Source organism: Clostridium beijerinckii (genome assembly GCF_008705175.1).
In the GTDB taxonomy this organism is placed as follows: Bacteria; Bacillota; Clostridia; order Clostridiales; family Clostridiaceae; genus Clostridium; species Clostridium beijerinckii.
In genome coordinates this window covers 586,445-612,245 of sequence record NZ_CP043998.1, presented here as the reverse complement: position 1 = coordinate 612,245, position 25,801 = coordinate 586,445, and the positions used below count along the sequence as shown (strand labels likewise).

Here is a 25,801-nt window from a genome sequence, read left to right as displayed (position 1 = left end):
ATCATATGTGCAATTCTCCATAAATGCTTGCCTTTAAATTTTTGTCAAATTTAAAGAATTTAAAACCTTTAGTATTTCAAATACTAAATGAACCCACTTTTTGCTTATGCATAAATAAAAGAAGTATAAACTCTAATTGCTATACTTCTTATTTGCTATCCCTATTCTAACATAATTAATTCTGAATGGGAATATTCTTATTGTTTCCAATACTATATACAATTTATTTTATTCTACATTTCCTTCAAAGCCTTTGAATTTTTATCATTGTATTTCTTACTATATCTCCAATCAATTATCCATAATATAAATGATAATCCGGCATTTATACCAAATACAAATCCAAACACTCCATAAAGGCGAAGCTTATTGAAAAAGTCTCCTGCAAAGGAATTGAACATTACATCAATTTCCTTTGGATTGAGCAGCTCAATTTGCTTATTGCTGATATTCTTTAGATTTATTTTCCTTAATATTGGCACAATATAATCACCAACTGAATTTAAACCTGTCTCAATAGTTTTACTTATAAGATAATCCTTAGATCTATCTGATATAAAGTAAAAGTTTTTATTAATTGCATTTTGAACTATAGCATCAATTGCAATCATAATTTTTTGGTTAAATTCTGCATTAGCGAAAATATATTTAATAACCCTATCAAGATCATTGCTTAGAGTACTTGCATCAATAATTTGTTCTATCTTTAATTCCGATAATGTATTTTCATAGAAATTTTCCATAAACATAGATATCGATTTTTTTGATTCTTCACTCTCAACAATTATGCTTAAAATATTATTTATACAATTTTCAATTTCATAGCTATCAATTCCTTTTAATAATACAGAATTAAATTCAATGTTAAATAAATTTTTCACCATATTTTCATTAAATAACTTTTCTATTGTTATAGATAATTTATCTTTATTAATATTTATGCTTCTATATATATCTTCTTTTATGATATTGACTTCATCAAAAAACTTCTTATAAATCGAATCCAAAGTGCTTAATTCAAATAATTCAAGATATTCTGAAACTGAAGCCACAGCTAATGAATCTAAAATCAGATCACTTGCGCTATAGATATAACTATTTAAATTAGCATTCTCACCAAATTGCTCAAATAAATCATCTATTATTATTTGAGTGTTAAATTCTTCACCCTTTATATTTAATTCACTCACTCTAATAGGGTATATATTTTCATTTAATACAGCTTTCGTAGTATTAATAAGTTTATCATTCTCTTCTCTTAGCATTAAAGGAAGTTTTTTATTTAGTATAATATCAACAACTCTATATGCTATGTCATCTCCACCAAAAGTTGCATAGGCTATCTTCTCAAAGAAATTAAGTTCACTCTTAATAGTTTCTTGTACATTTTCAGTTATAATATTCTGATTGTTTCTTAAGTATGATATTAACTTATTTGAAAAATAATATGTTATATGATTCAGGTTATTATCAATCATGTTCTTGACCTTACCATTAAACATTGATCCTATATCATTATTTTCATTTAAGCCATTACATAAATATTTACTTGTCATATTTTCTAAGTATATTTTAAAGTCATTAGAAAAATATTCATATACATATTTCCCTATATTAATTTTTGCTTTTTCTATAGAATCTTTACCTATAACCTCTTTACACGATTGTTTTATAGCTGCAGAATAATCATCTTTATATTCTTTTGTAATTAACTCTAAAAAATCTACCTTTTCAATAGTACTAAGATTATCTTGTATAAACTTAGTACCTTCCTCTTGAATATAATTTTGGATTTTAATAAGTATATCTTCTGAAATAACATCACCAATTTTGTAATTTGAAGATATTTTATTTTCTATAAACTTCGTTAAAGAACTTTTACTATTACTAATACTACTTATTATTTTAAGTATTCCATTCTGAATGTAACTTTCCTTAATAAAATTATTAAATTTGCTTTCTTTTAATCTGTTAGTAATTCCTTCGGATAAATCTGAACTACTATTACAATACTTTAAAATTATTTTATAAATATATTTTACAAAATCATTCTTTTTACTTCTAGAAAAGTTAACTAAAATTTGATAATTATTATTTTTAACTAAGGTAGTTAGTACTGAAGACATATTATCTTTATGAGAATTGAAACTTTTATTAATTTCCTCTTTGTTTAATAATTCTTCATCAATTAGTTTCGCCATTCCAATTGCGAACTCATTTTTATGTGCCGGTATATATCCTAATGCAAACTTCTTAAAAAATGGTATTTTAGATATAATTTTATTTTCTTTGTATGGATGAAAAATCATCCACAAGGCTACAACATTTGTTATGTATCCTATAAATGCCATAACTCCAAGTGACAACAATCCATTAAACATATTACTTGGAAATCCGTAAAGTCCAATAGAATTTGGAAATATTAATTGATATATTATCCCAACTACAGTGCCTAAAACAGCACCAAAAACAGAAAGTGGTTTAAGTTGACTTCCCATAAAATCTTGAACTATATCGCATATTTCATCCTCATCATATTTACTTAAACTATTTTTTGCAATTTTTTTAATATTTCCATTTAATAGACTTGGAAGCTTAGATATTAATGCTGGGTAACCTTTATTTATAAGAATATTTGATAATTGATCCTTATTAAATCCTTTATTAACTAATTTCTTAACTTGATAATTCTTATATTTATCCACAGCTTCTCTATAAATTGATACTGAATTATCCACAATATATTCCAATATGTTCACATTATAGTTTGATAATATATCTCCTATTTTAAGTTTTTTAACATTTGATAATATAACCTCTTCTAATTTCTCGCTATATGTATCTTTGTTCTTTCTGAACAAATTATTAGTCCATATTGAAAATTTATTAGATAAACTAAGTACTCTTTCGTCTTTAAATAATTCTGATAACTTTTTGTGGAATATTTCATCACTCTTTGAATTTATGAATTTTGCAATTAAACTATTTATATTTTTACATAATCTCGTTTTGTTTTTAAAAATACTTTCATATAACATTGGCTTAAACTTTGCATTGAATAATTTTAACAAATCTAACTTAGCAATCTCACTTACTTTCTTTGAAAATTGAGGTTTTATTAGTATCCTCAACGTATTCTTTCCATGAGCTGAAAATACTTTAGTAGCAATTTCAGCGATCTCATCAGATGTAACTAAATTGTATTTCTCCAATGCTTCTACTATATTTTTAACCTTTGTGTCCTTCAAGTAATCTATAATAGAAGTTACTATTTTATCACTTGATTCATCATCAAAATTATTATTAATATAGCTTATAATTTTATTAACTATATTATTTTTAGATGAAACATCTCCCATAAGTGCATTTCTAACCTTTGAGATTATAAGTTTCTTTATGCTTTCATCTATATCTTGTATCGCTTCATCAATTGCGGATTCAATCATTTCGTCCAAAGATGATTTATTACTTGAAATCCACTCCAAAATATAAGGCATGACCTTAGGAATAACTATTTTTATAAAATTCGTGAGTGATTTTTCTATCTCTTTAGGAAGTATTTCATAAAGAGTAAAATCAATATTTTTCCCAATTGAAACAATCTCATTTGTAATTTTTAATATTAAATCCTTTCCTTCAGAAGAGTTAATAAATTCAGTAATTTTAATGAATAATCTTGAAATAACTTCTTCTTGCTGAGTTTCCGTAATAAAATGATTAATATTCCGACTTACGATAGAGTCTTGTAATTCGACAAGCGTTGCATCTACATTTATATTTGAAAGCATATTGTCCAAAAACATCTTGCACGACTTTTCATCTGATAAAATATCGTTATTAAATATGTTTTCAACACACTCAATAATATTATCAGTTAATTTTTTCTGGACTTCTTTAGAAAAAATATCAGCTAAAGTAATATTAGAATTTTCCTTGTATAAATCAGAAATAAATCCATTCACTGCATCAGCATTTTCAAGTTCGCAAATCAGTAGCTCATAGCATGAATTTATAACTTTTGATGTCTGTTTTTCACTTAATATATCTTGCAGATCAACATCACGCATAAAACCATCTATTAATTCTGGTAAAAGTATATTTAGATTGTTTCTTATAAATTCTTCACTTTTAAGTATGCCATCAGAGAAACCATCTATTTCAGCTATTTTAGTATTTCCTAAACTATTGCTTAATTGCTTCTCAAAAAAAGTTTGAGCCATTTGTTCAATATATTTATTTATATTTATATTAGGAATTTCAGACCTTAATGTATCTGCATTTATTATATCTCTTTCTACTAATTCGCTAATCTCTTCAATAAACTTCTCCTTCTTCTTTTTAATTACCCCTCCTAGCTTTAAAGGTGTATATTCTTTAAAAAGCATATCAACTGCATATTTATTTGTGATATATCCAGCTACTCCACCTGAAAATCCCTGAAATGCTAATAAAAAAATAAATGTTAACATCAGCTATTCTCTCCTTATGTAATATTAATTCTAAACAATAACTTTTTCACATATAAAATATGTTGTTTACATCATATTATACTAATTTATTGACTTTATTTCCACATCTCAGCCTGCAACAACAAAAAGTGCTAATCCTCATAAAAAGATTAGCACTTTTATTAAATTATTTTCCGTTGTTCTTTATTAGGTTATATAAAATTACAGCCGCTTCTGCATTGCTTATATTATGTGACCCATTAAAGTTCCCATTAGTATCCCCTTTAATGATATTAAGAGCATAGCACATTGATGCATATCCTTTATATGAGTCTTCTATATTATCTTTAAAAGGACTATTAAATATTTCAGAATGTCCAGCTAATTTCTCATAGCCTAAGTATCTTATAATAAACTTTGCTGCATCATTATATGATACTACTGAATTTGGAGCTTTTTCTTCATCTTTAATTACTCCATTTTGAATTAACATATCATAAAATTCATCATCGCTATAATTATTTTTTACTGGCGAATATATATATTTAAAGAAATTTATTTGAGTAATATTCATATTAGGATTAAATTTTTCCCCATCTATATAATACCCATTATCTAAAAGTTCTTTTACTGTCTTTTCACACCAATGCCCATTTATATCCGTATATTCTGGTAATTTATTTTCTCTATATGCTTTTCCGGTATAATCTATCCTTATGCCATTTATAGGATCAATAATATAACTATCATTCTTGTTTATAAAGTCATATACTATTCCAACTTTATTTTCATCTAACATTGTATATTGTAATGAGAATCCTGCTAAATCCTTAATTTTATTGAATGCAGCTTCTTTATTTATAACGTTACTAACATCAGGAAAAGAGGCATTATCATACCAGTTATTATCATAACCAATAATTTTACCTGTATTCTTATCTACTTCAACATTCAAGTAATTTCCTGAAAACTCTATTCCATTCACTTGACGTACATAGTTAAACATAAACGTATTTTCTTCTATTGGTCTATCAGTAATCTTTAAAATTGGATTATTTATATCCTTAAACTTTGTTTGTGTAAACTTATTAGGTGCTACTTTTTTCAAAAAGTTTTCTACTGTGTTTTGCGCATCTGCCTTAGAAGTATTACCACTTGTTCCAAGTTTATTATAATTATAAGAATGTAACGATATTACTTCTCCAGATTTTGCATTCACTCTTCCATATACACCGTCAAAAGAAATATTCCATGAATATTCATCATCAAGATAGTTTTTATTTAATGATGCATCACTAACTTTCATATCAGCCGTTATTAAATCAGATGTTTCTCTAAGTATACTTTCTGCCTTTTCTTTACTTATAAGATTTGCAACATTCTGAATCGCATCCATCTCTTCTTGTGTCAACTCTTGATTTGCTTTATCCAAATTATTTGCAGAAGCATTTACTAATGAATGATCCTTATTTCTATCATCTAATTTATTATCACTTGAATATGATACTACTTGTCCAGTTTTAGCATCAATAAATTCACTTATATTACTTGGAGAATATCCTGCAAATATATTCATTTTCTTCTTCTCATAATCATAATAAGAATAATATTTTAAATCTATACCTATTTTATCTATATATGCTTTTTCTGCAGTAACAGAATCAATTATCCCACTTAAATTAGGATATTCAGCTCCCTTTACTTCTAAATTGTCATTGCTAAATGATGTCACTTTCCCACTATATTTATTTACACCAACATTTACATAAATATAGTTAACCGGAATTTCATTTACAAACTTTTGGTAAGTAAAGTTATACTCATCCCCTTGAAAAGAAGCTGAATCATTTTTTACTAACTTTATTTCCCCAATATATTCTGGAATTACATTTTTCAAAAAATCTTCTGCTGAAACTTGGGCCTGATCTTTCGTAATATTTGCTAAACCATCTTTGCTATCCTTGCTATCCCCATCATAATTACTATATTGATATAAGAATCCATCTTCACCTATTGATACAGATATTGATCCTTTCTTATCTTCTTTTTCTGCCCAATTTAAATCCCAAATTCTAACTTTTGCCCCCCTTACTTCACGTTCGCTTGAATTATGTGTGAACTCTGTATAATCATCCGGAACTGTTATAATTTTCTTTGCTGATATGATAGCTTGCTCTAAGTTTTTGCTATCTTCATCCGCAGCAAATGTCGGAATAGAAATAGTAGACAATATTAAACATAATGTTAATATCCCGCTTATAATCCCTTTCTTTTTCATAAATATCCTCCAATCTTTAATAATGAGTTATTTTTTATACTATCTAAATATAATACGATTCTTCATATGAAAATTTTGCATTAAATTATAATTTTTTCACAATTTTTTATACAGTTACTTTTAAATACCTGTGTTAAAGCAATAAATTAATATTTTAAATTTTTGTAATTCATAAAAAATCTAAAATTTTCTATATAAAAAATGGAGTTAATAATTAATTTTAATTATTAACTCCACACTACTAACTATTATCATACTATGCGTCTATTAATATTTTCTTCTACTTTATGTTCATCTATATTTTGTTTTATTTTTAATATAGATGACAAAACTACTCTCACTAAAATATTACTAAAAAAAATATCTCGCCTTTTATCTCCTAAATTTCTAATATAAATACTGTGCATATCTTCAATATAATCTACTATATCATTCATAGACTTTAATTCTATTCTGGATTCCTCTGTGCATTCATTCCACACTTCAGATAGCTTTTTCCACCATAAAATTCTTTGAGTTTGTTCATATAATTCATGTCTAATAATATTTCCTTCAAAAGCTTTATTATGTGGAAAAGTAAAAAAATCACATAGGTAATGACTCAATATTCCTAGCTTAATTGAAATATCCTTATTTCTTTTAATTTCACCATAAATTATTTCATCAATAATCCCTATAACCTTCTCCCAATCCTCATTTTTACTATGCATAGTCATTCTATATTTGAGCTTTAAGTCAGGTAACACATTTCCATAAATAAAAAAGTTACTATCAATAATATTTGAGTAGCCTCTCTCAATTAATTCCTTGCTAAGAAAATAACCTATTTTCCCATGAAGTAAAGTATCCATATTAACGCTCCTACCCTTTTTAATCACATTTAGAGAGTAATAAGTAAGTAATTGTCTGAATCACAATGCAAAAGTGCATTTTCACACATAAAAGATACATTTTTATTATGGTACTAGTTATTACTCTTCATCACATGCTTAAATTATAAAAAAAGTAAGTTAAATCACCATTACGTTTCTGTTATTTTTTAACGAGCTTAATTATTTTTCTTTTTTAATTGTACATACTCTTCTAGTGTTATATTTCCATAATCCTTTAATGCTTTTATAAGCTCATCTTCATGTATTATACTAATGAGTTCCATGTCATCATTAAGAATATAAAAACTGTTAAATTTGTTTTTATCAACTAAAGATAAAACATTAACTAAACCTTTTTTATAATACACAGAAATTGATTTATTCTCTATATAGTTATGCTTTTTTAACTTTCTTATTTTCTTGATCATATCTCCCATTATTATATACATAGTTTTTTCTTTTTCTATAAATGTTGCATATGTGATTAATATGACTGCAAGAAATAAACTTATATTAACTTTATGTAATATCATTATTATAATAAATATTAAAAATAATGTTCCTGAAATAATAAAGCTAAAGATTTCTGTAATTTTCTTTGATCTTTTATATAATAGCTTCTTTGATAATAGTATTTCACATACCCTTGAACCATCAAGAGGATAAGCAGGCAATAAATTGAATGCTCCTAAAAAGAAATTAACTTTTATACTATCTTCAATAATTTGATACTTAAAATATCCATATAAATAGCACATAACCACGGCCATAAAAATATTGAAAAATGGTCCAGCTAAATATAAAATCATTTTTTTTCTTTCAGTTAACTCATCGATGTCACTTAATTCGACTTTAGCACCAAATATGCTAATATTAACATTATTAAATTTGCACCCAAATTTACTTGCAACTATCATATGTGCAAATTCATGCAATATTACCCATAGAAAACTAATAACAATGTAACCTTCATAATCTCCAAGCCACATTAATATCGACAGTTCTAAAATCAATGCCATATACCATTTCTTCATTTCTAACCCCTATAATATTGCTATATCAAAATAATTTGCAATGCACAAGTAAAAAATGGAACTTAATCAAATATTAAAATATATTTTATATTCATAATAATATGTTATTTCCTATAAATTTAATTGTTCATATTACTGTTGCTTCTTATATATTCCATAAAATTAAAAGTCCTTGACTTTAAATTTTCAATTTTCAAATCATCTACAGTAAAATTTCCAATCTTTAAATCCTTACCTTTTATATTTCCTATCTGCATTGTACTAAAAGTATCTATATACTCGTTATAATTAAAATTTCGGTTTAATGCTTGTTTACATTTAATGTGCATTTCTTGTACTTGTGCGTAAGGGGTATACTTCAATCCAACAAAAAATAGCAATAAAAGTGTAGCTCCGGTTAGTTCCTTAGTTATTCTCTTAATCAAAACATTTATCATCTTATCGTTACTTTTCATATTACTCCCATATCTTGAACCAATGATAGCATTATTAGCCTTCTTACCTGAAGTCAAATGGTTCCTTTTATCCTTTCTTCCTTTCGTTGTATTATTAATGTTCTTATAGTAATCCTCATAAGCTGATCTATAGCTGCCCATGATACACTCCTTTCAAATTCATTCACATTAAAGTATATTTACTACTTCATAAAATTATGAGAACAAAATTGTTGCAGAATCTTTGTATTTGCTACATTCCGCAATATTTAGATATCATTTAGGTTGCTTAATTAAAAAAATACACCGCCTAGAATTTTTATGCCACTAATACCTACTCTTCGAAAATCATCTATTTTATAATAAATAATCCTTAAAAATTAAAATAAGATTAATAATTTTATACTGTACTCAAAATTCTTATTTGCAATTTCTACTGTACTGGATAAAATTATTAATCCTATTATTTTATAAATAATTTTGGTATATTCACTATAATTATTTTTTACATTTCCCTCCAAATTGAGCACTCAACTTATTGAAATTGTAGCATAAATTTATTATAGCAACATGCATATTCTAAAAGTGTATCTTTTTTCTTCTCATTCCTACATTTATTACTAGTGCTATTGAAATTACTGTTGTAAGCAATGAACTTCCTCCATAGCTAACAAGCGGCAGGGTTATTCCTGTAATTGGTAGTAATCCTATTGTCATCCCTATATTCTGCAATATAGCAAATAAAAAATATGACACTATTCCAACACATATAACTGAGCCAAATATATCTTTAGATGTTCGTGCTACTGAAATCATCTTATATATAAGAAATCCGTAAAGCATTAACAAAACAATTGCACCTAAAAAGCCCCATTGATCTGCTATTGCAGCAAAAATAAAGTCCGTCTGAACCTCTGGTACATTTTGTGCAGCATATGTTGTAACCCCATCTTGAGCCAGCGACGGACTACTTCCAAGTAATCCACCTGAACCAATTGCAATCAACGACTGATTTAAATGATACGTACTTGCATCATCGATGCTTGGATTCAAAAATGCTGTAAATCTTGCTTTTTGATATGTTTCTATGAGTCCTGAATTCCACACAATCACTATTCCAAGTACTAAGCAAGCTAATCCTCCAGCAATAATTCTCGTATCAAACCCCATTGTATAAAATATTCCTAAAACTATAAAGAAACATACCATACTCATTCCCATATCAGGTTGGATTACAATAAATATTACTGGTACTATGCAATAAAATGCTAGTGTGAAAAAATTCTTAACATCATTTATTTTTCCGTCCATCTCATCTAACTTCTTACCCAGCATAAGTATAATTACAAACTTTGCAAATTCTGACGGCTGAAGGTTACCTACTCCTAAACGAATCCATCCTCTAGCACCATTAACTACTATTCCAATCCCTGGAACCATGGTTAATATAAGAAGAACTACAACTCCCCAATATAATATAGGTACATAGTTAAATATTATCTTATAATCTACTGCCACAAAAATATATAACGCTACAAGTGATATTGCAAACCAACCCAGCTGTTGCTTTACAAAACTCAATCCAAATTGTCCTTTTGTGCATAGATATATATTAAATGTTCCGTATAAAATTAAAAGAATTAAAGAAATTAATATAGTCTTATCAATTTCTTTAATTAATTTCATATCTAATTTTAATAGTCTAAACAATATCTCACCTCCTAGTTATATTAATCTTATATAACTCAATCAATCTTAATTATACATTATTATTACCGCATTCTCCATAATAATTATATTGGGTATAAAAAACATAATAATTTTGTAATAATTTAAAGATAATATCTTGTTAAATACCCAAAGTCATCCATATTGAATAAACTTAATTATTATAAAAAAATGAGATGAATTGTTTTAAAGAATTAGCCATACAATTCTTTAAAACAAACATCTCTTATAATTTAAACAAAACAAGTTACTTATCTTCCCTTTATACTTTTAATTGGAATGTTAGCTATTAATGCAGAAGTATTTTCACCTTCTTCATCTCCATTCTTATTTACGGATATTTCAACATCCTCAACTTGTATATCAATATACTTAGAAATTACTTCTAAAATCTCTTCTCTTATTTTCTCAATAATATCTGGGGCAATTTCTCCTCTATCATGTATAAGAATTAGCTTTAGTCTGTCTTTTGCAACTTCTTTAGGTGTTGGCTTACTATTTAAACTCTTAAAAAAACCCATTCTCTCAACCTCCCTTAATTTCGCTTAAATAGCTTCTTTAAGGAGCTAAAAAATCCCTGATGCTCTTCTGTATGTAAATCAATAATAGGAACTTCTTCACCTGTAATTCTTCTAGCTATGTTTCTGAATGCTTGTCCAGCAATCGCACCTTCTTCTAACACAATAGGTTCACCTTTATTAGTTGAAATAGTTATATTCTTATCATCCGGAACTACTCCAAGTAACTCTACTGATAATGTTTCAATAATATCAGCTACATCAAGCATGTCTCCATTCTTAGTCATTTCATAGTTCAATCTATTTACAATAACAGAATGGTCTTCCAATCCCTTTGAATCAAGCTTACCAATAACCCTATCAGCATCTCTAACAGATGTTATTTCTGGATTTACAACAATAATTGCTTTTTCTGCACCTATTACAGCATTTTCAAAACCTTGTTCTATTCCTGCTGGAGAATCTATTAAGACATAATCAAACTCTTCTTTTAATTCATTTACTATTTTTAACATTTCCTGTGGACTTATATCATCTTTATCCTTAGTTTGCGCTGTTGGTAAAAGAAATAAATTTGCAAATCTCTTGTCTTTTATAAGCCCTTGTTTTAATCTGCATCTTCCTTCTATAACATCAATTATTGTATATACTATTCTGTTTTCTAATCCTAGCAATACATCTAAATTTCTAAGCCCTGTATCTCCATCTATAACAACTACTTTCTTACCAAGTGATGCTAAAGCAGTTCCTATATTGGCTGTAGTTGTTGTTTTTCCAACTCCACCTTTACCTGAAGTTATTACAATAGATACTCCCATTAAAAAATCCCTCCGACGTTTTAGTATATATATTTATTTGGTAAATATGGCTCCACTATTATCAACCCATCCCTAATTCTTGCTAATTCTGGATAGCTTGGCTTTTCGATATCATCTGGAGACATAGCTATAACATTTGCAATTTTTAATAGTTCAGGTTGTAGTAGGAATGCTGCTATTACCGCTTTTATATTTCCATTAGTCCCAGCGCTCACTTTACCCCTTATACGTCCTAAAACAATTACATTCCCTGCTGCATATACTTCTGCACCACTATTTATGTCTCCTACTATAACTATGTTTCCTTGGTAATTAATACATTCTCCGCTTCTAACTGTCTTTCTTATAAATTTAGTTTTCCCTTCGTATACACCGGAAAATACCTTAACCTCTTTTTCGTTCACCTGCTCAATTTCCTTTTCTATATCCTCTAGAACAATATCTTTTAATTCAATTTGAGTTAATAATTTTTCTTTAAGAATGCCTACTTCCTTTTTATTAACCAATTTTAAATCTATTCTTAATATTAGAGTTGTCCCTTTATAAAAATGCTTTCCTTTAGAAAGTTTCTTTATTAGTAATACAAGCATATCATCAAAACAAGCAAATTTATTCATATTGATAGTTGTATTTATTCCATCTTTATTTCCCTTTATTAAAATACCATCATTATTATACATTCATTCCCTCCAATGAATTTTGCAGGTTAAAATAGTTAAATTGTTTTGAAAATGGCAACCTCTCTAAAATTATATCATTATACTGACTATTTTTGTATATATGTTTCACTAATTTTTGATTAAATTTTACAAAAGCATATAAAACATCAAATTTTGATAATATGCAGTGTATATACCAAAGCATTGAACAGCTATCACACTACAATATTACATCAACATAATCCCTTATATTAATACTGTCTTCATCTACTAAACAGTCTACTGCAACTATATTTACACCATTCTCTTTTGCATATTTTAGTGTATCTCCAAATTCCTTATGAGTCTCTACATTAGGTTCAAAATGAATAACATCTTTCATTTGTATTACAAATATTACGTAAGCATCATATCCTTCTCTAACGCAATCAATGAGTTCTCTAAGATGTTTAACACCTCTTTCTGTAGGTGCATCAGGAAACTTTACAATTCCATTGTTCTCTAAAGTCACCCCTTTTACTTCTATAAAAATTTTCTGATGCTTTGTCTCAACATAAAAGTCAAACCTTGAATTCTTATATTTAGTTTCTGGTTTTATTAAAGTCACATCTTTTAAGAGGTTCCCTTTTAATATCCATTCATGAACAACCTTATTAGTTACTTGAGAATCCATATTGATCATTCTGTCTCCTTTTACAACACCTATAAGAGAAAACTTAGTCTTCCTTTTTGGATTATCATTTTTTTGAATAAATACTGTCGCATTGGGTGTCAAAAGTTCCTTACATCTTCCAGTATTTTTTACATGGCAGACTTCTTCATTGCCATCAATTTCAACATAAGCTATAAATCTATTTGGTCTTGAGATAAATTTTCCTTTCAGAATATTATTATATTTCATTTTTCCCTCACTAAATCTAAATTTTTATAAAAAGGTATCTATAATTAGGTTTACTTTATGCAATTTTTATAATTGCATACCTAATATAGATACCTTAAAAATTAATTAATTTTTATTAACTTATACTTAAATACAAAGTCTCTATTATAAACTTTTACTAATGAGTTTTATTTGTATTTGTCTGTGAAGCATTTGCCTCTTCGTTATACGGATTACCTAAAACATATTTTTTCCATGTATCTGACGATGAAGTATACTGTGTATCATTCTTTAATTGATCCTTGAAATAAGCATCATAAACTGACTTCACTACTGATGCAATACTACTTCCATGACCGCCATCAAATACTACTGCTGCTACAGCTATCTGTGGATCATTTGCTGGAGCAAAACTGACATATGTTGCAAAAGGTTCTCTTCCTTTTTGTAATTGATCCTCAGCAAAATCGGCTGTACCAGTCTTACCAGCTGTTGGTATTGGATATCCTAAAAATGTAGAACTACCGGTACCATCTGCTTCTTGGTTAACTGCTGTCATTCCTTGTTTAACCGCATCCTGAGTTTCCTTTGACATTTTAACCGTATTTAAAACTTCTGGTTTAAACTCTTGGACTACATTTCCATCCCCATCTGTGATCTTATCTACTAAATGAATCTTATATCTTGTTCCTCCATTTGCAAGAGTTGAGATGTATGATACTAATTGCAACGGAGTGAAAGTATTCATCCCCTGACCTATTGATGCTGAAACAAGGGAACCTGGTGATCTTACTTGCCCTGGCTGATCATTAGCTGCAAATTGAGCTAATGCTTGTGATATTAATGTAGCTTGAGAATCTAAATTTATATTTCTTCCTGCAATACTTGCTTTGTATTCGTCTGAATTATTCATCAAATTTAATACATCTTTCTTAATATCTTTAGCAAATATATCATGGCTAACCGCTGTTGGATCATCAACATCTTTATTTATTGTATCTTTAACTTTATCTTTTATAGCTTTCTTAGACTTCTTAACTTCATCATTATCATCATCTTTATCTCTTATATCAATTGGAGAAAAGTATATTGTATTATTATAGTTTCCGCTCTCTAGAAAATTAATTACATTATCTGTAGACATCTGTAACACAGTATTTCTCCATGATGTAAAATTATAAGTTTGACCAAAACTTTCATTTATTTCTATTCCTGTCGATTCTTTAGCACTACTATTAGGATCAATTCCTAATCCAAACTGCCAAGCATATTTAGCAAGGGAATTTAGAGCTTCAACATTATTAGCCTTGCCTCCTGCCTGAATATACATTCTAGTAACAGTCTCATAAAAATAAAAGTTAATCGATTTTGCTATAGCTGCTGTTAAACTTATATTACCTTGTGCAGCTTCTAGTCCTTTTGGTGCAAAAGCTTTACCAAAAATCTCCGGATGAATATTAAATGCTCCTGTATCATTTATCATTTCTCCAGGACTTATTACGCCAGACTCCAAACCGGCAACTGCTGTAAGCGGCTTAAATGTAGATCCAGGTGGAATTTTTGACTGGGTTGCATAATTAAACATTGCTTTCGGATATAGATCATATGGATCTGTTCTAGTTCCATTTTTTGGCGGAAACAAATCATCAACAGTTTTATTAAGCCCCATTCTTTTAATAAATTCCTGTCCAAACTTTTCTAAATCAGGATTAAAATAATCCTTATACTGTTCAGGCGTTAATTGTCCTTGAACTGTGAATAAATTTGGATTAAAGTTAGGGTAACTTGTTAAAGCTAATACTCTTCCAGTTTTAACTTCAACGGCTACCAATGCACCTCTGGTTGCATTCAACAGTCTATTTCCTTTATCATCACTTTCATTATTCCTTATATATTCAATTTTATCTGCTAATGCTTGATCTGCTGCATATTGAATGTCCCTATCTATTGTAAGATGCACATCATTGCCCGGATACGGTTCAAGTTTAAATAATTCTTGTGAAACGCTTCCTTTAGAATTAACTTTAACAGTTGTTCCACCCTTAACTCCTTTTAATTGTTCTTCGAAAGCTGATTCTATTCCAGACTTTCCTACAGAGTCCGATGAAACATCATATCCTTTAAGTTCATATGCTGATTTTTGTGTATCATTAATTGAAGATACATACCCTAAAACTGAAGATGCTAAATTATTATATGGATATGACCTTATAGGTGCTGAACTCACATTTATTCCTGGCAAATCATATTTCTTTTGCATTACTACTAATGAAGTATCTTTCTTAATATTGTCTGCAATAGTTACTGATTTATATCCTTTAAAACTCTGCATTTTTATAGCATCTTTTACAAGCATGAATTTTCTAATATCATTTAAAGAATATCCTTCTTTTAAAATCATATCTGTTAAATCCTTGCCTTCCATTTTGGAATAAATATTCTTCTTTTCTTTTGAGTCATAATCTGGGTCTACAAGGCCAATTAAATTATATGATTTAACTAATGCATAAAACGCATCATCAGGAGTTATTTTTAGAAGTTCTTCATCCAGTTTTGCATTTTGTTCATCCGATAATTCTTCAACATCTTTGAACATTTTGTTTTTTAGAGTATCATTCAATCCCCTATCCTTTTTAAATCTCAATTCCTCTATATTTTGAGATTGTTTATCATTAGTTTTATACTCAAAATATAAATTATTATTACCATCAATTTTTAAAGGTAACGAATCCTGAATGCTTTCTCCGTTCTCATTCAATATTTTGAAAAGTTCTTTCATAGTTATATAAAACTGTTTATCAGCATCTTTTGTTTCCGTATATGTAATAGTGTATGTTTCAATATTAGTTGCTAAAACATTTCCTTTATCATCATATATTTTACCCCTTGGGGCTTTTTCTGATATAAATCTTGTTGATGTTACATCTGCTTTATCCTTATATTCATCATAATTAAATACTTGAATATATAATAATTTTAGAATAATCACTGAAAATATAGCTATCATGATTATAGATAAAACTGTATATCTAGAAATCTTCTTTTTCTTTTTATTAGTTGGTTTATTTACTATCATCTAAACCTCCATCTTTGCTTTGAATACTCATCATCATAAACATTCATTACTAATTTATACACAAAAAACATTATTACTCCGTTGTATACCCCCATAATGATACTTTTAGAAAATTGTATTTCAATATTAAAAAAATTAAATATCAACATAACTCCTGCATATTTAATTATTGTTATAAAAAAAGCCGAGATCACAGGTATAAGTCTCTTAGTCTTTATTATTCCCGCTCCAATAAAACTTGCTAGAAGACATAGAAATAAATTCAATAATGAATTTACACCAAAACCATTAAAAAAGAAAATATCTTGAAGTATCCCACTCACAACACCCATAAATACAGCTCGTTCTTTCTTATTGACTAATGAATAAGCTATAGCGAAAGTAAATAGTAAACTCGGATAAGCTCCCTTTATTGAAAAAAACGGAATTAGTGAGTTATCTAATATAACCAATCCTATAGAAATCAAAATAATAATTAATTTTTCCATTATAAACCTCTAATTATATTTAATTTCTCTCGTATCCTTCGGAGAGACAATAAATAATTCTTCTAACTTATTAAAATCTACATATGGTTTTACAACTGCATTCTTCATTACTTTTACTTTATCTTCTTCAACTGAAATCACTTCACCAATTCTAATTTCCTTTGGATAAAGCATCCCTACTCCAGATGTCATTATTACATCGCCTTCCTTAACATCTGAATTCATCGGAAGATCATATACCTTAGCTAAGTTTTCTCCCTTACTATCTTTGAAACCTTTTATATAACCTGTAGCATCTCTGGTACTTTGATCCATAACACTTACTGCTATATTTTCATTAATCAGAGATTGAACTATACACCAATTATTCCCAACACTGGTTACTTGTCCCACTAAACCTTGAGCTGCTATAACAATCATACCCTTTTGTATATTGTCATTTTTTCCTTTATTTACCACATAACCATCTAAAAAGTTTCCACCACTATATCCTATAATATCACATGCTACATAGTTATAATTGTTTCTTTCTTCCTGAAAATTCAACACTTGTCTTAATCTATCATTTTCTTCTTTTAAATCTGAATAACTGGCTAACTCATTTTCAAGTTCTTGATTTTCTTTAATTAATTCTTTATTTTGCGCTTTTACTTCTGAAAAATTCAAGAAAAAATCTAAGGTTTCTTTAATCCTACTAGTTCCCGAATATAAGAGACTTTGCACTGGATTTAAAGTACTACCGGCACCACTTTCAATAATACTTCTATTATCCTTTCTAACTGTATAAACTATTAACCCTAAAAAGCTAACTGACAGTACTATAATAGTTACTGCCAGTTTATTCTTAAGAAGCTTCATATTTAACCTCTTTGATCTCTACTAATTTTATCAAAATCTTCTAGTGCCTTCCCTGCTCCAAGTACTACGCAATCAAGAGGTGCCTCCGCAATATGTACGGGCATATTTGTTTCTTTATTTATAAGTATATCTAATCCTTTTAGATATGCCCCGCCACCTGCTAACATTATACCTTTTTCCATAATATCTGCTGAAAGTTCTGGTGGAGTCTTTTCCAATGTTGTCTTAATTGATTCTATAATAGCATATACTGGTTCTTTTAAAGCTTCTCTAACTTGAGTTTCTGAAATTTCAACAATCTTTGGAAGGCCAGTAATCATATCTCTTCCTTTAATCTCCATGACTGTTTCTTCATCTGAAGTCCTATAAGCTGAACCTATTTCCATTTTAACTTGTTCAGCTGTTCTTTCTCCGACCATTAAGTTAAATTCTTTTTTAATATAAGATATTATTGATTGATCTAACTCATCACCAGCTATTCTAAGTGACTTACTAGTTACTATACCGCCTAATGAAATAATAGCAACTTCTGTTGTTCCACCACCAATATCAACTATCATACTTCCTGTTGGTTCACTTACTGGAAGCCCTGCTCCGATTGCTGCTGCCATTGGTTCTTCCATTAAAATAACATCTCTAGCTCCTGAAAGTTTTGTAGCTTCTTCGATAGCTCTTTTCTCAACTTCTGTAACTCCTGATGGATAACAAACTATTATTCTTGGATTTTTAAATGCATTCTTAGTTGATACTTTTTCTATTAGACTTTTCATCATTGTTTGAGCTGTATCAAAATCTGCAATTACTCCATCTTTTAATGGCCTTATAGCTACTATATTTCCAGGGGTTCTACCTATCATAAGCTTAGCTTCTGATCCAACCGCTAATGTCTTTTTAGTCATAGTGTTCATTGCAACAACAGATGGTTCTCTTAAAACTATTCCTTTACCTTTTACAAATACTAGGGTGTTTGCAGTTCCCAAATCTATCCCCATATCTTTTCCTGATCCAAAAAATCCCATTTATTTTTCCCCTTCCAATTCTATATTAGTCCTCTTTCTTTGAGGCTAACAAATTTATTATTTCCTATTATAATATGGTCTACTAATTGAATTCCTATAATATTTCCACATTCTTTAATTCTTAGTGTTATATTTATGTCTTCTCTGCTAGGCGTTGGATCGCCTGATGGATGATTATGACATATAATTATCGATGCGCTATTCTTACTTATAGCTTGCTTAAAAATTTCTCTCGGATGCACAACCGACGTATTTAAACTACCCTTAAAAACATCTTTAATACCAACAACTATATTCTTGGTATTTAATAAGACAACTTTTAATACTTCTTGATTTAATTCGTTCATTTCTCCCATGAGAAGACTTGCTAGGTCCTTTGGTGAAGTTATTTTGATGTCATTATTTATTGCTTTCAATGTTCTAAATCTCTTAAAAAGCTCAGCTAAAGCTAAAATTTGTGAAGCTTTTCCTTGTTTAATACCTTTTATAGATATTATATCATCAAAACTTGCATCTAAAATACCATTTAGCCCTTCTAGCTCAGATAAAAGCCTACTGCACAATTGAAGAACATTCTCTCCTTGTGTTCCAGTCCTAATTATTATTGCTAATAATTCTGAATTACTTAAAGATTCTGCTCCATAAGTCAATAATTTCTCTTTAGGTCGTTCATTTTGTGGTATGTCTTTGATTTTAAGGCTACTTTCCATATAATATATTACCTCCAAATATATGATTTCCCCTCTATCCCTAAAATATAATTATTGTATCTCTTTAAGCATAAACTTTAGCTTATTCAGTGGCAGTCCAACAACGTTGTAATAACATCCTCTTATCTCTTCAACAAATATTCCACCTATCCCCTGGATTCCATAAGCGCCAGCTTTATCTAAAGGCTCACCAGTTTTTATGTATTCTAATATTTCATCGTCGCTTATTTCAGAAAAAGTAACTTCAGTAGATAAACTCTCTTGAATCGTTAAATTTTTAGCTGTATTAATCACAACAACACCAGAATAAACCAAATGCTTTCTACCTTGAAGTGATTTTATAATATTAAAAGCATCTTCTCCATCTCTTGGTTTTCCTAGTATCATATTGTCTATGGTGACTACAGTATCAGCTGAAATTATAATCGCATCCTCATCTAGCTTATTCTTAATATTCATTGCCTTTCCTAAAGCTATGTCTTTAACATATCTATCTATAGAGCCTTCAAAAATAACTTTACTCTCATCAAAATTGCTGACAATAACATCAAAAGTCTTAATTAATCTACTTAAAAGTTCTTGTCGTCTTTCTGAAGCAGAAGCTAATATTACTTTCATATATTCACATCCTAAAATAAAGAATTTTGGCACATGAAAAATAATAGGCGAGCATGATGATCTCCCATTCTTTGAATGTACCTTATTATATATCATTGACAAATAATATATATTGTAGACATGTTAATTTTTTAACCAAAAACTATTAAATTTTAAAGGTGTAGAAATGATATTCTACCATTTCTACACCTTATAGTTTATCATTTAAGATGTTCTTAAACAAGTGTGTTATATTAAGTTATAAGTTTTTTTATATAAATGTAATTTTGTTGTAATAATTATTAACTAAATCTTTCAATTTTTAATAAGTTTATATAACTCCTGCATATCATTACTACTGTTCGTTTTATCCATTTCATCAGGCAGATTTTTTATATAATCATATAATTGGCTTATCTTATTTGATTTGGCTGTGCTTCCTTCATTTACAATTCCATCCGTCCAGGCTTTAAATTCTGCTGTTTTTATACTTTTCACCTGATTATCTTGTAACTTATTCACAATTGTCAAAAATCCATTCATAATTTCTATGAGCTTTTTATTTTCCAAGTCATCACTAGAGGCACCTAAACTAATTTTAGCGACATCAATATTATTGGACTTGAATTCTTCTATCTTCTTTAAGCCATCCTCCTCATTGTATATTCCTGCTAAAACTCTATATTTCCCATCATCTTCTACTATAAATGGCTGACAGTATTTTGATATTGCAGATAGTGACTCTTTTGCATTCTCCTCTTTTGAATAATAGCCACATTGCAGTGCGATGATATTTTTTATTGCACCATTATAGTCACCTTGAGTTGAAGATTTTGAACTATTTATGCCTACGTTTTGTACACTCTTCCCATCAAAGACAACATTGCTAATAAGCACTCCTCCAACTATAGATATCCCAACGATAACGACAACACTACATAAAAATTTCATCCTGCCTGATTTTTTATATTCATATCTTGTGTATCTCATAGTCTCCCCCCTTTTGAACATTCTAAAAATAGCGTGTCAAAAAGTTAAGTTTTATATGTTATCAAAACTTATAGAAAACATTATAAAACAGAATAATATTATATATATTTGACCTGCTATTTTTTCAGATTTCTTATATATTAATATTTATTCTGTAAGTTACACATATATGAATTATGTTAAATAAAAAATATTATATAGGGAATATTTTAAAAATCTAAACTTATATATTAACAATATTAAAGCTATTGAAAGAAACATTCATTCATTCCTAAGCATACTTATATATCATTTTTAACTATAATTATGTTTACATTTAGTATCTTAAGTTAACTACATCCATTAGCAAAAAATTCTTCTTGCAGTAGCATATCTTTCTGAATAGTATCCATCACACAATGAACTTACCATTACTGGTTTTCCAGATCTTGGTGCGTGTATAAATTCTCCGTTCCCAATATAAATGCCCACATGGCTAATTGAACCTTCTGTATTAAAAAAAACTAAATCACCAGCTCTTAAATTACTTTTATCTACTTTAGTCCCTACATTTACTTGTGTATATGTAGTTCTTGATATATCTACACCAAATTTATTATAAACATATTGTGTTAATCCTGAACAATCAAAAGCATTTGGACCAACCGCTCCATAAACATACGGCTTTCCTAAAAACTTATATGCATAATTTACGACTTCATTTCCCTTACTAATTGCTCCTCTTGATGCTGAATCTTCACCATTTGATACTGTTTCTGAATCTGATGGTGCTTTTATCACTTTAGCTGTTTTAAGTTCACTAGTCTTAATTGTAATTCCTCTATTATGTGTTAATGTAGTATCAGCTTTGGCATGTTGCATATTAATAAGAAAAACCCCCGAAAAAATAAAAGTTGTAATTACACATTTCATAATCCTATTATTTTTAATTTTCATCTTAAATTCCTCTCCATACCTAATCTATATTACCCTAAAAGGCATCTTAGTTATCGTTTACACCAAACTGCAAATTTTAAAACATGTTTCTAGTATAGTGATAAGCTAGGTAAAGGTCAAACTTTTTATACTTTTATATTCTTATTTATACCGAAATATCTCTAATTTTCTCAATATTGCTATCAATAATGGTCATTTACTGTAAATTTATAATTTTCTAACTTTTGTTTTACATTTTGTTATTTCTTACTCATTATCTTTTTTATAAATAAACTTAAAACTCAAAATCATGAGAATAATAAAAAAAACAGTAAGTTATCCAATAAATTTTCTGGTTAACTTACTGTTCTAATTAATTTTTTATACTAATTTCTAATTTCCTTAAGAACTTCTACTAAATATTCAAAGCATCTACAAGCAGAAGATATACTTAAATGTTCATTTGGAGTGTGTATATCAATGATATTAGGACCAAAACTAATCATATCTAAATCTCCAAGTCTTTCCTTAAGTATCCCACATTCTAATCCAGCGTGGATAGCTACAACTTCTGCTTCTTTTCCATACATTCTAAGGTATACATCTTTGCATATATCCCTTATTTTTGAATCACTTTTATATGGCCATTCTGGATATCCTGCGGCAGACTCAAATGTACCTCCCATAATTTCAGTTAAACATTTATTTCTTTCAACTATTTCTTCTTTTAATGAAAACACAGAACTTCTAACAGCACTATGATATTTTATATCACTTTCATTGGTTGTTACCACTCCAAGATTTGATGAACTTTCCACTAATCCTTCTATTTCAGAACTCATTGTGTTTACACCATTTGGATACAAATATGATAAGCTAATTGCTTTGGCTGTAGTATCATCTGAAAATACTTTTTCTATTTTTTCTTGACTTTCTAATAATGTTATTTTAAGTCCTGGGTCCTTTTTGGTAAATTCTTTAGAAATATCACTATCTATCTTTGTTTTAGCTTCAATCAATTCTTTTTCCTTTGATTGATCAATTGAAATAACCGCCATAGCTTCTCTTGGTATTGCATTATCTTTTGCTCCACCTTTTAATGAAACTAAATTAAAAGATACCTTATTTAAGATTTCTCTTAATACTCTTGCCATTAATTTATTTGCATTTCCTCTTTCTAAATGAATTTCAGCTCCTGAATGTCCTCCAGCTAATCCTTTAACTTCAATCACATATTCTTTTGTATTTTCTTTTTTATTTGTCCATTCAATGGGCAAAGTAGATTCAGTTCTAATTCCACCAGCACAGCTGACCCAAAGTTTTCCTTCTTCTTCTGAATCTAAATTCAAAACAATTTTTCCATCTAAATCTTTTGATCGTACTGCTTTAGCTCCAGTCATTCCTGTTTCTTCATCTGTTGTTATTAATACCTCTATAGCCGGATGTTCTATCGATGTATCCTCTAATATTGCCATCGCATAAGCAACAGCAATTCCATCATCTCCTCCAAGAGTTGTATTATCTGCATATATATAATCATCTTTGACTACTAAACTTATTGGATCTTTTTCAAAATCATGAATTTTATCGTTATTTTTCTCACACACCATATCCATATGACCTTGGATTATAACTGTTGGAGCTTTCTCATACCCTTTTGATGCAGGTTTTTTAATAATAACATTTAGGGCATCATCTTGAATACATTCTAATCCTAAACTCTTTCCAAAACTCAATAAATAATCACTTATTTGTTTCTCATTTCCAGAACCTCTTGGTATCTTACTTATTTCATTAAAATGATAAAAAATTCTTTTCCCCGTAATATTCTCTAAATTTTTCATTCTACTCTCTTCCTTTCATCAATTATATGATAGAATATGATTATACATATCTTTTCTTAGTTTATCATAAAATATTGCTATATTATGTATATTTTTATTATTTTATGATTAATTATTTCACACACTATAATATATATACAAAATTTTAATGTGAGGTGTTTATATGCAAAAAACAAAAATGATTTTTACTATTGGTCCAGCAAGTGATAATGAGGAGACTTTAAGAAAGTTCATTGAAATTGGGATGAGCGCTGCAAGATTAAACTTTTCTCATGGTACACATGAAACACATAAAGAAAAAATCGAACTAATCCAACGTCTAAGTAAAGAAATGAACTCTGCAACAGCTATAGTTCTTGATATTAAAGGTCCAAAAATCAGAACTCATAACTTTGTAAACGATGGTGTAACTCTTAATGACGGTGACGATTTCGATTTCATATGTGGCGAAGAAATTCTTGGTGATGAGAAAAGATGCTCAATCTCATATGATGTACTTTATCAAGATATAAAAGTTGGCGGAAAAATTCTTGTTGATGATGGTCTTCTAAAATTTAAAGTCACTGGTGTTGAAGGTAAAACAATTCATACAAAAGTTGTTGTAGGTGGTGAAATTAAAAATCATAAGGGTGTAAATGTACCTAATGTAGTTATTAAATTACCATCAATTACAGAAAAAGATATAGAAGATATAAAATTCGGATGCAAAATGGGCGTTGATTTTATTGCTGCATCTTTCATAAGAAAAGCCAGTGATATCTTAGATGTAAAGAAAGTTCTAAAAGAAAACCATGGGGAACATATAAAGGTAATAGCTAAAATCGAAAACCAAGAAGGTGTAGATAATATAGATTCTATCATCGAAGTAACTGACGCTGTAATGGTTGCCAGAGGAGATATGGGTGTTGAAATTCCAATTCAAAAAGTGCCTATAATACAAAAAATGATAATCAGAAAATGTAATGAAGCTGGTAAAGTTGTTATAACTGCAACTCAAATGCTTGATTCAATGATTAGAAATTCACTTCCAACTAGAGCTGAAGCAAGTGATATTTGTAACGCTATTTTTGATGGAACTGATGCAATTATGTTAAGTGGTGAAAGTGCTTCTGGTTGTTTCCCTATAGAAGCAGCAAAGACAATGTCAAAAATTGCTCAAGAAGCTGAAGAATACTTAGATTATAATCACTTAACTGCAAGACTTAGAGAACCATCACTTACTGACTACGCAGCTGCAATAAGTTATTCAGCATGTAGAACAGCTAACATCTTACATGCAAAAGCTATAGTGGCAGCAACTAAGAGCGGTGCTACTGCAAGACTACTTTCAAGGTACAGATCAAAGGCTCCAATCATAGCTATAACACCTTACGAACAAGTAAGAAAAGGATTAAGCTTAAATTTTGGAATCTTCCCAATGCCTTGTAAAATGTTTAACTCAACAGATGAAATATTAACAGAAGCTAAAAACACAGTATTTAGTCTAAATTTCACACAACCTGGAGATGATATAATAGTTGCTGCTGGAATGCCAACAACTCAAACTGGTGGAACTAATATGTTAAAAATAGAAAAGATTTAATTAAAATACTCCAAATAAAATAAGTATGGATGATTATCCATACTTATTTTTCA

The 25,801-nt window shown here is 28.6% G+C and carries 20 protein-coding genes; 1 reads left to right on the top strand and 19 read right to left on the bottom strand.

Going from position 1 to position 25,801, the window contains the following annotated elements:
• Positions 1-233 precede the first annotated feature (233 nt).
• The 19 genes from F3K33_RS03010 to F3K33_RS02920 all read right to left on the bottom strand — a co-directional run bounded on the left by F3K33_RS03010 (position 234) and on the right by F3K33_RS02920 (position 24,166).
• On the bottom strand, positions 234-4,469 hold the full coding sequence (locus F3K33_RS03010) for a DUF445 family protein (RefSeq protein ID WP_039770322.1): 4,236 nt from the start codon (positions 4,467-4,469) through the stop codon (positions 234-236).
• 166 nt (positions 4,470-4,635) lie between these two features.
• Positions 4,636-6,726 (bottom strand): S-layer homology domain-containing protein, encoded by a 2,091-nt coding sequence (locus tag F3K33_RS03005; RefSeq protein WP_011967852.1) that lies wholly within the window; start codon positions 6,724-6,726, stop codon positions 4,636-4,638.
• A 251-nt stretch (positions 6,727-6,977) separates the two neighbouring features.
• The gene (locus F3K33_RS03000; protein ID WP_011967851.1) at positions 6,978-7,577 is read right to left on the bottom strand and encodes a zinc dependent phospholipase C family protein; all 600 of its coding nucleotides are present in this window, start codon (positions 7,575-7,577) and stop codon (positions 6,978-6,980) included.
• A gap of 197 nt (positions 7,578-7,774) precedes the next feature.
• Positions 7,775-8,632 (bottom strand): M50 family metallopeptidase, encoded by an 858-nt coding sequence (locus tag F3K33_RS02995; protein ID WP_023973719.1) that lies wholly within the window; start codon positions 8,630-8,632, stop codon positions 7,775-7,777.
• A 119-nt stretch (positions 8,633-8,751) separates the two neighbouring features.
• Positions 8,752-9,228 carry a hypothetical protein gene (locus tag F3K33_RS02990; protein ID WP_017209736.1) on the bottom strand — a complete coding sequence of 159 codons (477 nt, stop codon included), beginning with the start codon at positions 9,226-9,228 and terminating at the stop codon, positions 8,752-8,754.
• Positions 9,229-9,645: 417 nt separating this feature from the next.
• Positions 9,646-10,776 carry an FtsW/RodA/SpoVE family cell cycle protein gene (locus tag F3K33_RS02985; protein ID WP_011967848.1) on the bottom strand — a complete coding sequence of 377 codons (1,131 nt, stop codon included), beginning with the start codon at positions 10,774-10,776 and terminating at the stop codon, positions 9,646-9,648.
• A 269-nt stretch (positions 10,777-11,045) separates the two neighbouring features.
• On the bottom strand, positions 11,046-11,315 hold the full coding sequence (gene minE / locus F3K33_RS02980; protein ID WP_011967847.1) for a cell division topological specificity factor MinE: 270 nt from the start codon (positions 11,313-11,315) through the stop codon (positions 11,046-11,048).
• 14 nt (positions 11,316-11,329) lie between these two features.
• Positions 11,330-12,130, bottom strand: a complete 801-nt coding sequence (gene minD / locus F3K33_RS02975; protein WP_011967846.1) for a septum site-determining protein MinD — start codon at positions 12,128-12,130, stop codon at positions 11,330-11,332.
• 20 nt (positions 12,131-12,150) lie between these two features.
• Entirely contained in the window at positions 12,151-12,810 is a 660-nt protein-coding gene (minC, locus tag F3K33_RS02970; RefSeq protein ID WP_011967845.1) for a septum site-determining protein MinC, read from the bottom strand.
• Positions 12,811-13,009: 199 nt separating this feature from the next.
• On the bottom strand, positions 13,010-13,690 hold the full coding sequence (gene sfsA, locus F3K33_RS02965) for a DNA/RNA nuclease SfsA (RefSeq protein WP_039770323.1): 681 nt from the start codon (positions 13,688-13,690) through the stop codon (positions 13,010-13,012).
• 157 nt (positions 13,691-13,847) lie between these two features.
• The gene (locus F3K33_RS02960; protein ID WP_039770324.1) at positions 13,848-16,745 is read right to left on the bottom strand and encodes a penicillin-binding transpeptidase domain-containing protein; all 2,898 of its coding nucleotides are present in this window, start codon (positions 16,743-16,745) and stop codon (positions 13,848-13,850) included.
• A complete protein-coding gene (gene mreD, locus F3K33_RS02955) occupies positions 16,742-17,233 on the bottom strand; it encodes a rod shape-determining protein MreD (RefSeq protein ID WP_011967842.1) in 492 nt (163 codons plus the stop codon). Before mreD ends, F3K33_RS02960 begins: the two co-directional genes overlap by 4 nt.
• A gap of 9 nt (positions 17,234-17,242) precedes the next feature.
• Positions 17,243-18,091, bottom strand: coding sequence for a rod shape-determining protein MreC (gene mreC, locus F3K33_RS02950; RefSeq protein WP_017209741.1), 849 nt, complete (start codon positions 18,089-18,091; stop codon positions 17,243-17,245).
• Between the two features lie 2 nt (positions 18,092-18,093).
• Complete coding sequence (locus F3K33_RS02945) at positions 18,094-19,110, bottom strand: rod shape-determining protein (protein WP_011967840.1); 1,017 nt, start codon at positions 19,108-19,110, stop codon at positions 18,094-18,096.
• A 20-nt stretch (positions 19,111-19,130) separates the two neighbouring features.
• Complete coding sequence (gene radC / locus F3K33_RS02940) at positions 19,131-19,820, bottom strand: RadC family protein (protein WP_011967839.1); 690 nt, start codon at positions 19,818-19,820, stop codon at positions 19,131-19,133.
• A gap of 51 nt (positions 19,821-19,871) precedes the next feature.
• Positions 19,872-20,438: a Maf-like protein gene (locus tag F3K33_RS02935; protein ID WP_023973723.1), complete on the bottom strand. Its 567-nt coding sequence runs from the start codon at positions 20,436-20,438 to the stop codon at positions 19,872-19,874.
• 294 nt (positions 20,439-20,732) lie between these two features.
• Positions 20,733-21,407, bottom strand: coding sequence for a hypothetical protein (locus F3K33_RS02930; protein ID WP_023973724.1), 675 nt, complete (start codon positions 21,405-21,407; stop codon positions 20,733-20,735).
• A gap of 342 nt (positions 21,408-21,749) precedes the next feature.
• Positions 21,750-22,343 (bottom strand): C40 family peptidase, encoded by a 594-nt coding sequence (locus F3K33_RS02925; protein WP_023973725.1) that lies wholly within the window; start codon positions 22,341-22,343, stop codon positions 21,750-21,752.
• Between the two features lie 365 nt (positions 22,344-22,708).
• Positions 22,709-24,166: an aminoacyl-histidine dipeptidase gene (locus tag F3K33_RS02920; RefSeq protein ID WP_023973726.1), complete on the bottom strand. Its 1,458-nt coding sequence runs from the start codon at positions 24,164-24,166 to the stop codon at positions 22,709-22,711.
• A gap of 163 nt (positions 24,167-24,329) precedes the next feature.
• Between F3K33_RS02920 and pyk the strand changes: the two genes are divergently transcribed.
• On the top strand, positions 24,330-25,748 hold the full coding sequence (gene pyk, locus F3K33_RS02915) for a pyruvate kinase (RefSeq protein WP_011967834.1): 1,419 nt from the start codon (positions 24,330-24,332) through the stop codon (positions 25,746-25,748).
• Positions 25,749-25,801: the final 53 nt, after the last annotated feature.

Coding starts and splice junctions, on each gene's coding strand:
- F3K33_RS03010 (WP_039770322.1), bottom strand. CDS start 4,469: ATGTTAACATTTATTTTTTTATTAGCATTTCAGGGATTTTCAGGTGGA.
- F3K33_RS03005 (WP_011967852.1), bottom strand. CDS start 6,726: ATGAAAAAGAAAGGGATTATAAGCGGGATATTAACATTATGTTTAATA.
- F3K33_RS03000 (WP_011967851.1), bottom strand. CDS start 7,577: ATGGATACTTTACTTCATGGGAAAATAGGTTATTTTCTTAGCAAGGAA.
- F3K33_RS02995 (WP_023973719.1), bottom strand. CDS start 8,632: ATGAAGAAATGGTATATGGCATTGATTTTAGAACTGTCGATATTAATG.
- F3K33_RS02990 (WP_017209736.1), bottom strand. CDS start 9,228: ATGGGCAGCTATAGATCAGCTTATGAGGATTACTATAAGAACATTAAT.
- minE (WP_011967847.1), bottom strand. CDS start 11,315: ATGGGTTTTTTTAAGAGTTTAAATAGTAAGCCAACACCTAAAGAAGTT.
- minD (WP_011967846.1), bottom strand. CDS start 12,130: ATGGGAGTATCTATTGTAATAACTTCAGGTAAAGGTGGAGTTGGAAAA.
- minC (WP_011967845.1), bottom strand. CDS start 12,810: ATGTATAATAATGATGGTATTTTAATAAAGGGAAATAAAGATGGAATA.
- sfsA (WP_039770323.1), bottom strand. CDS start 13,690: ATGAAATATAATAATATTCTGAAAGGAAAATTTATCTCAAGACCAAAT.
- F3K33_RS02960 (WP_039770324.1), bottom strand. CDS start 16,745: ATGATAGTAAATAAACCAACTAATAAAAAGAAAAAGAAGATTTCTAGA.
- mreD (WP_011967842.1), bottom strand. CDS start 17,233: ATGGAAAAATTAATTATTATTTTGATTTCTATAGGATTGGTTATATTA.
- mreC (WP_017209741.1), bottom strand. CDS start 18,091: ATGAAGCTTCTTAAGAATAAACTGGCAGTAACTATTATAGTACTGTCA.
- F3K33_RS02945 (WP_011967840.1), bottom strand. CDS start 19,110: ATGGGATTTTTTGGATCAGGAAAAGATATGGGGATAGATTTGGGAACT.
- radC (WP_011967839.1), bottom strand. CDS start 19,820: ATGGAAAGTAGCCTTAAAATCAAAGACATACCACAAAATGAACGACCT.
- F3K33_RS02935 (WP_023973723.1), bottom strand. CDS start 20,438: ATGAAAGTAATATTAGCTTCTGCTTCAGAAAGACGACAAGAACTTTTA.
- F3K33_RS02930 (WP_023973724.1), bottom strand. CDS start 21,407: ATGAGATACACAAGATATGAATATAAAAAATCAGGCAGGATGAAATTT.
- F3K33_RS02925 (WP_023973725.1), bottom strand. CDS start 22,343: ATGAAAATTAAAAATAATAGGATTATGAAATGTGTAATTACAACTTTT.
- F3K33_RS02920 (WP_023973726.1), bottom strand. CDS start 24,166: ATGAAAAATTTAGAGAATATTACGGGGAAAAGAATTTTTTATCATTTT.
- pyk (WP_011967834.1), top strand. CDS start 24,330: ATGCAAAAAACAAAAATGATTTTTACTATTGGTCCAGCAAGTGATAAT.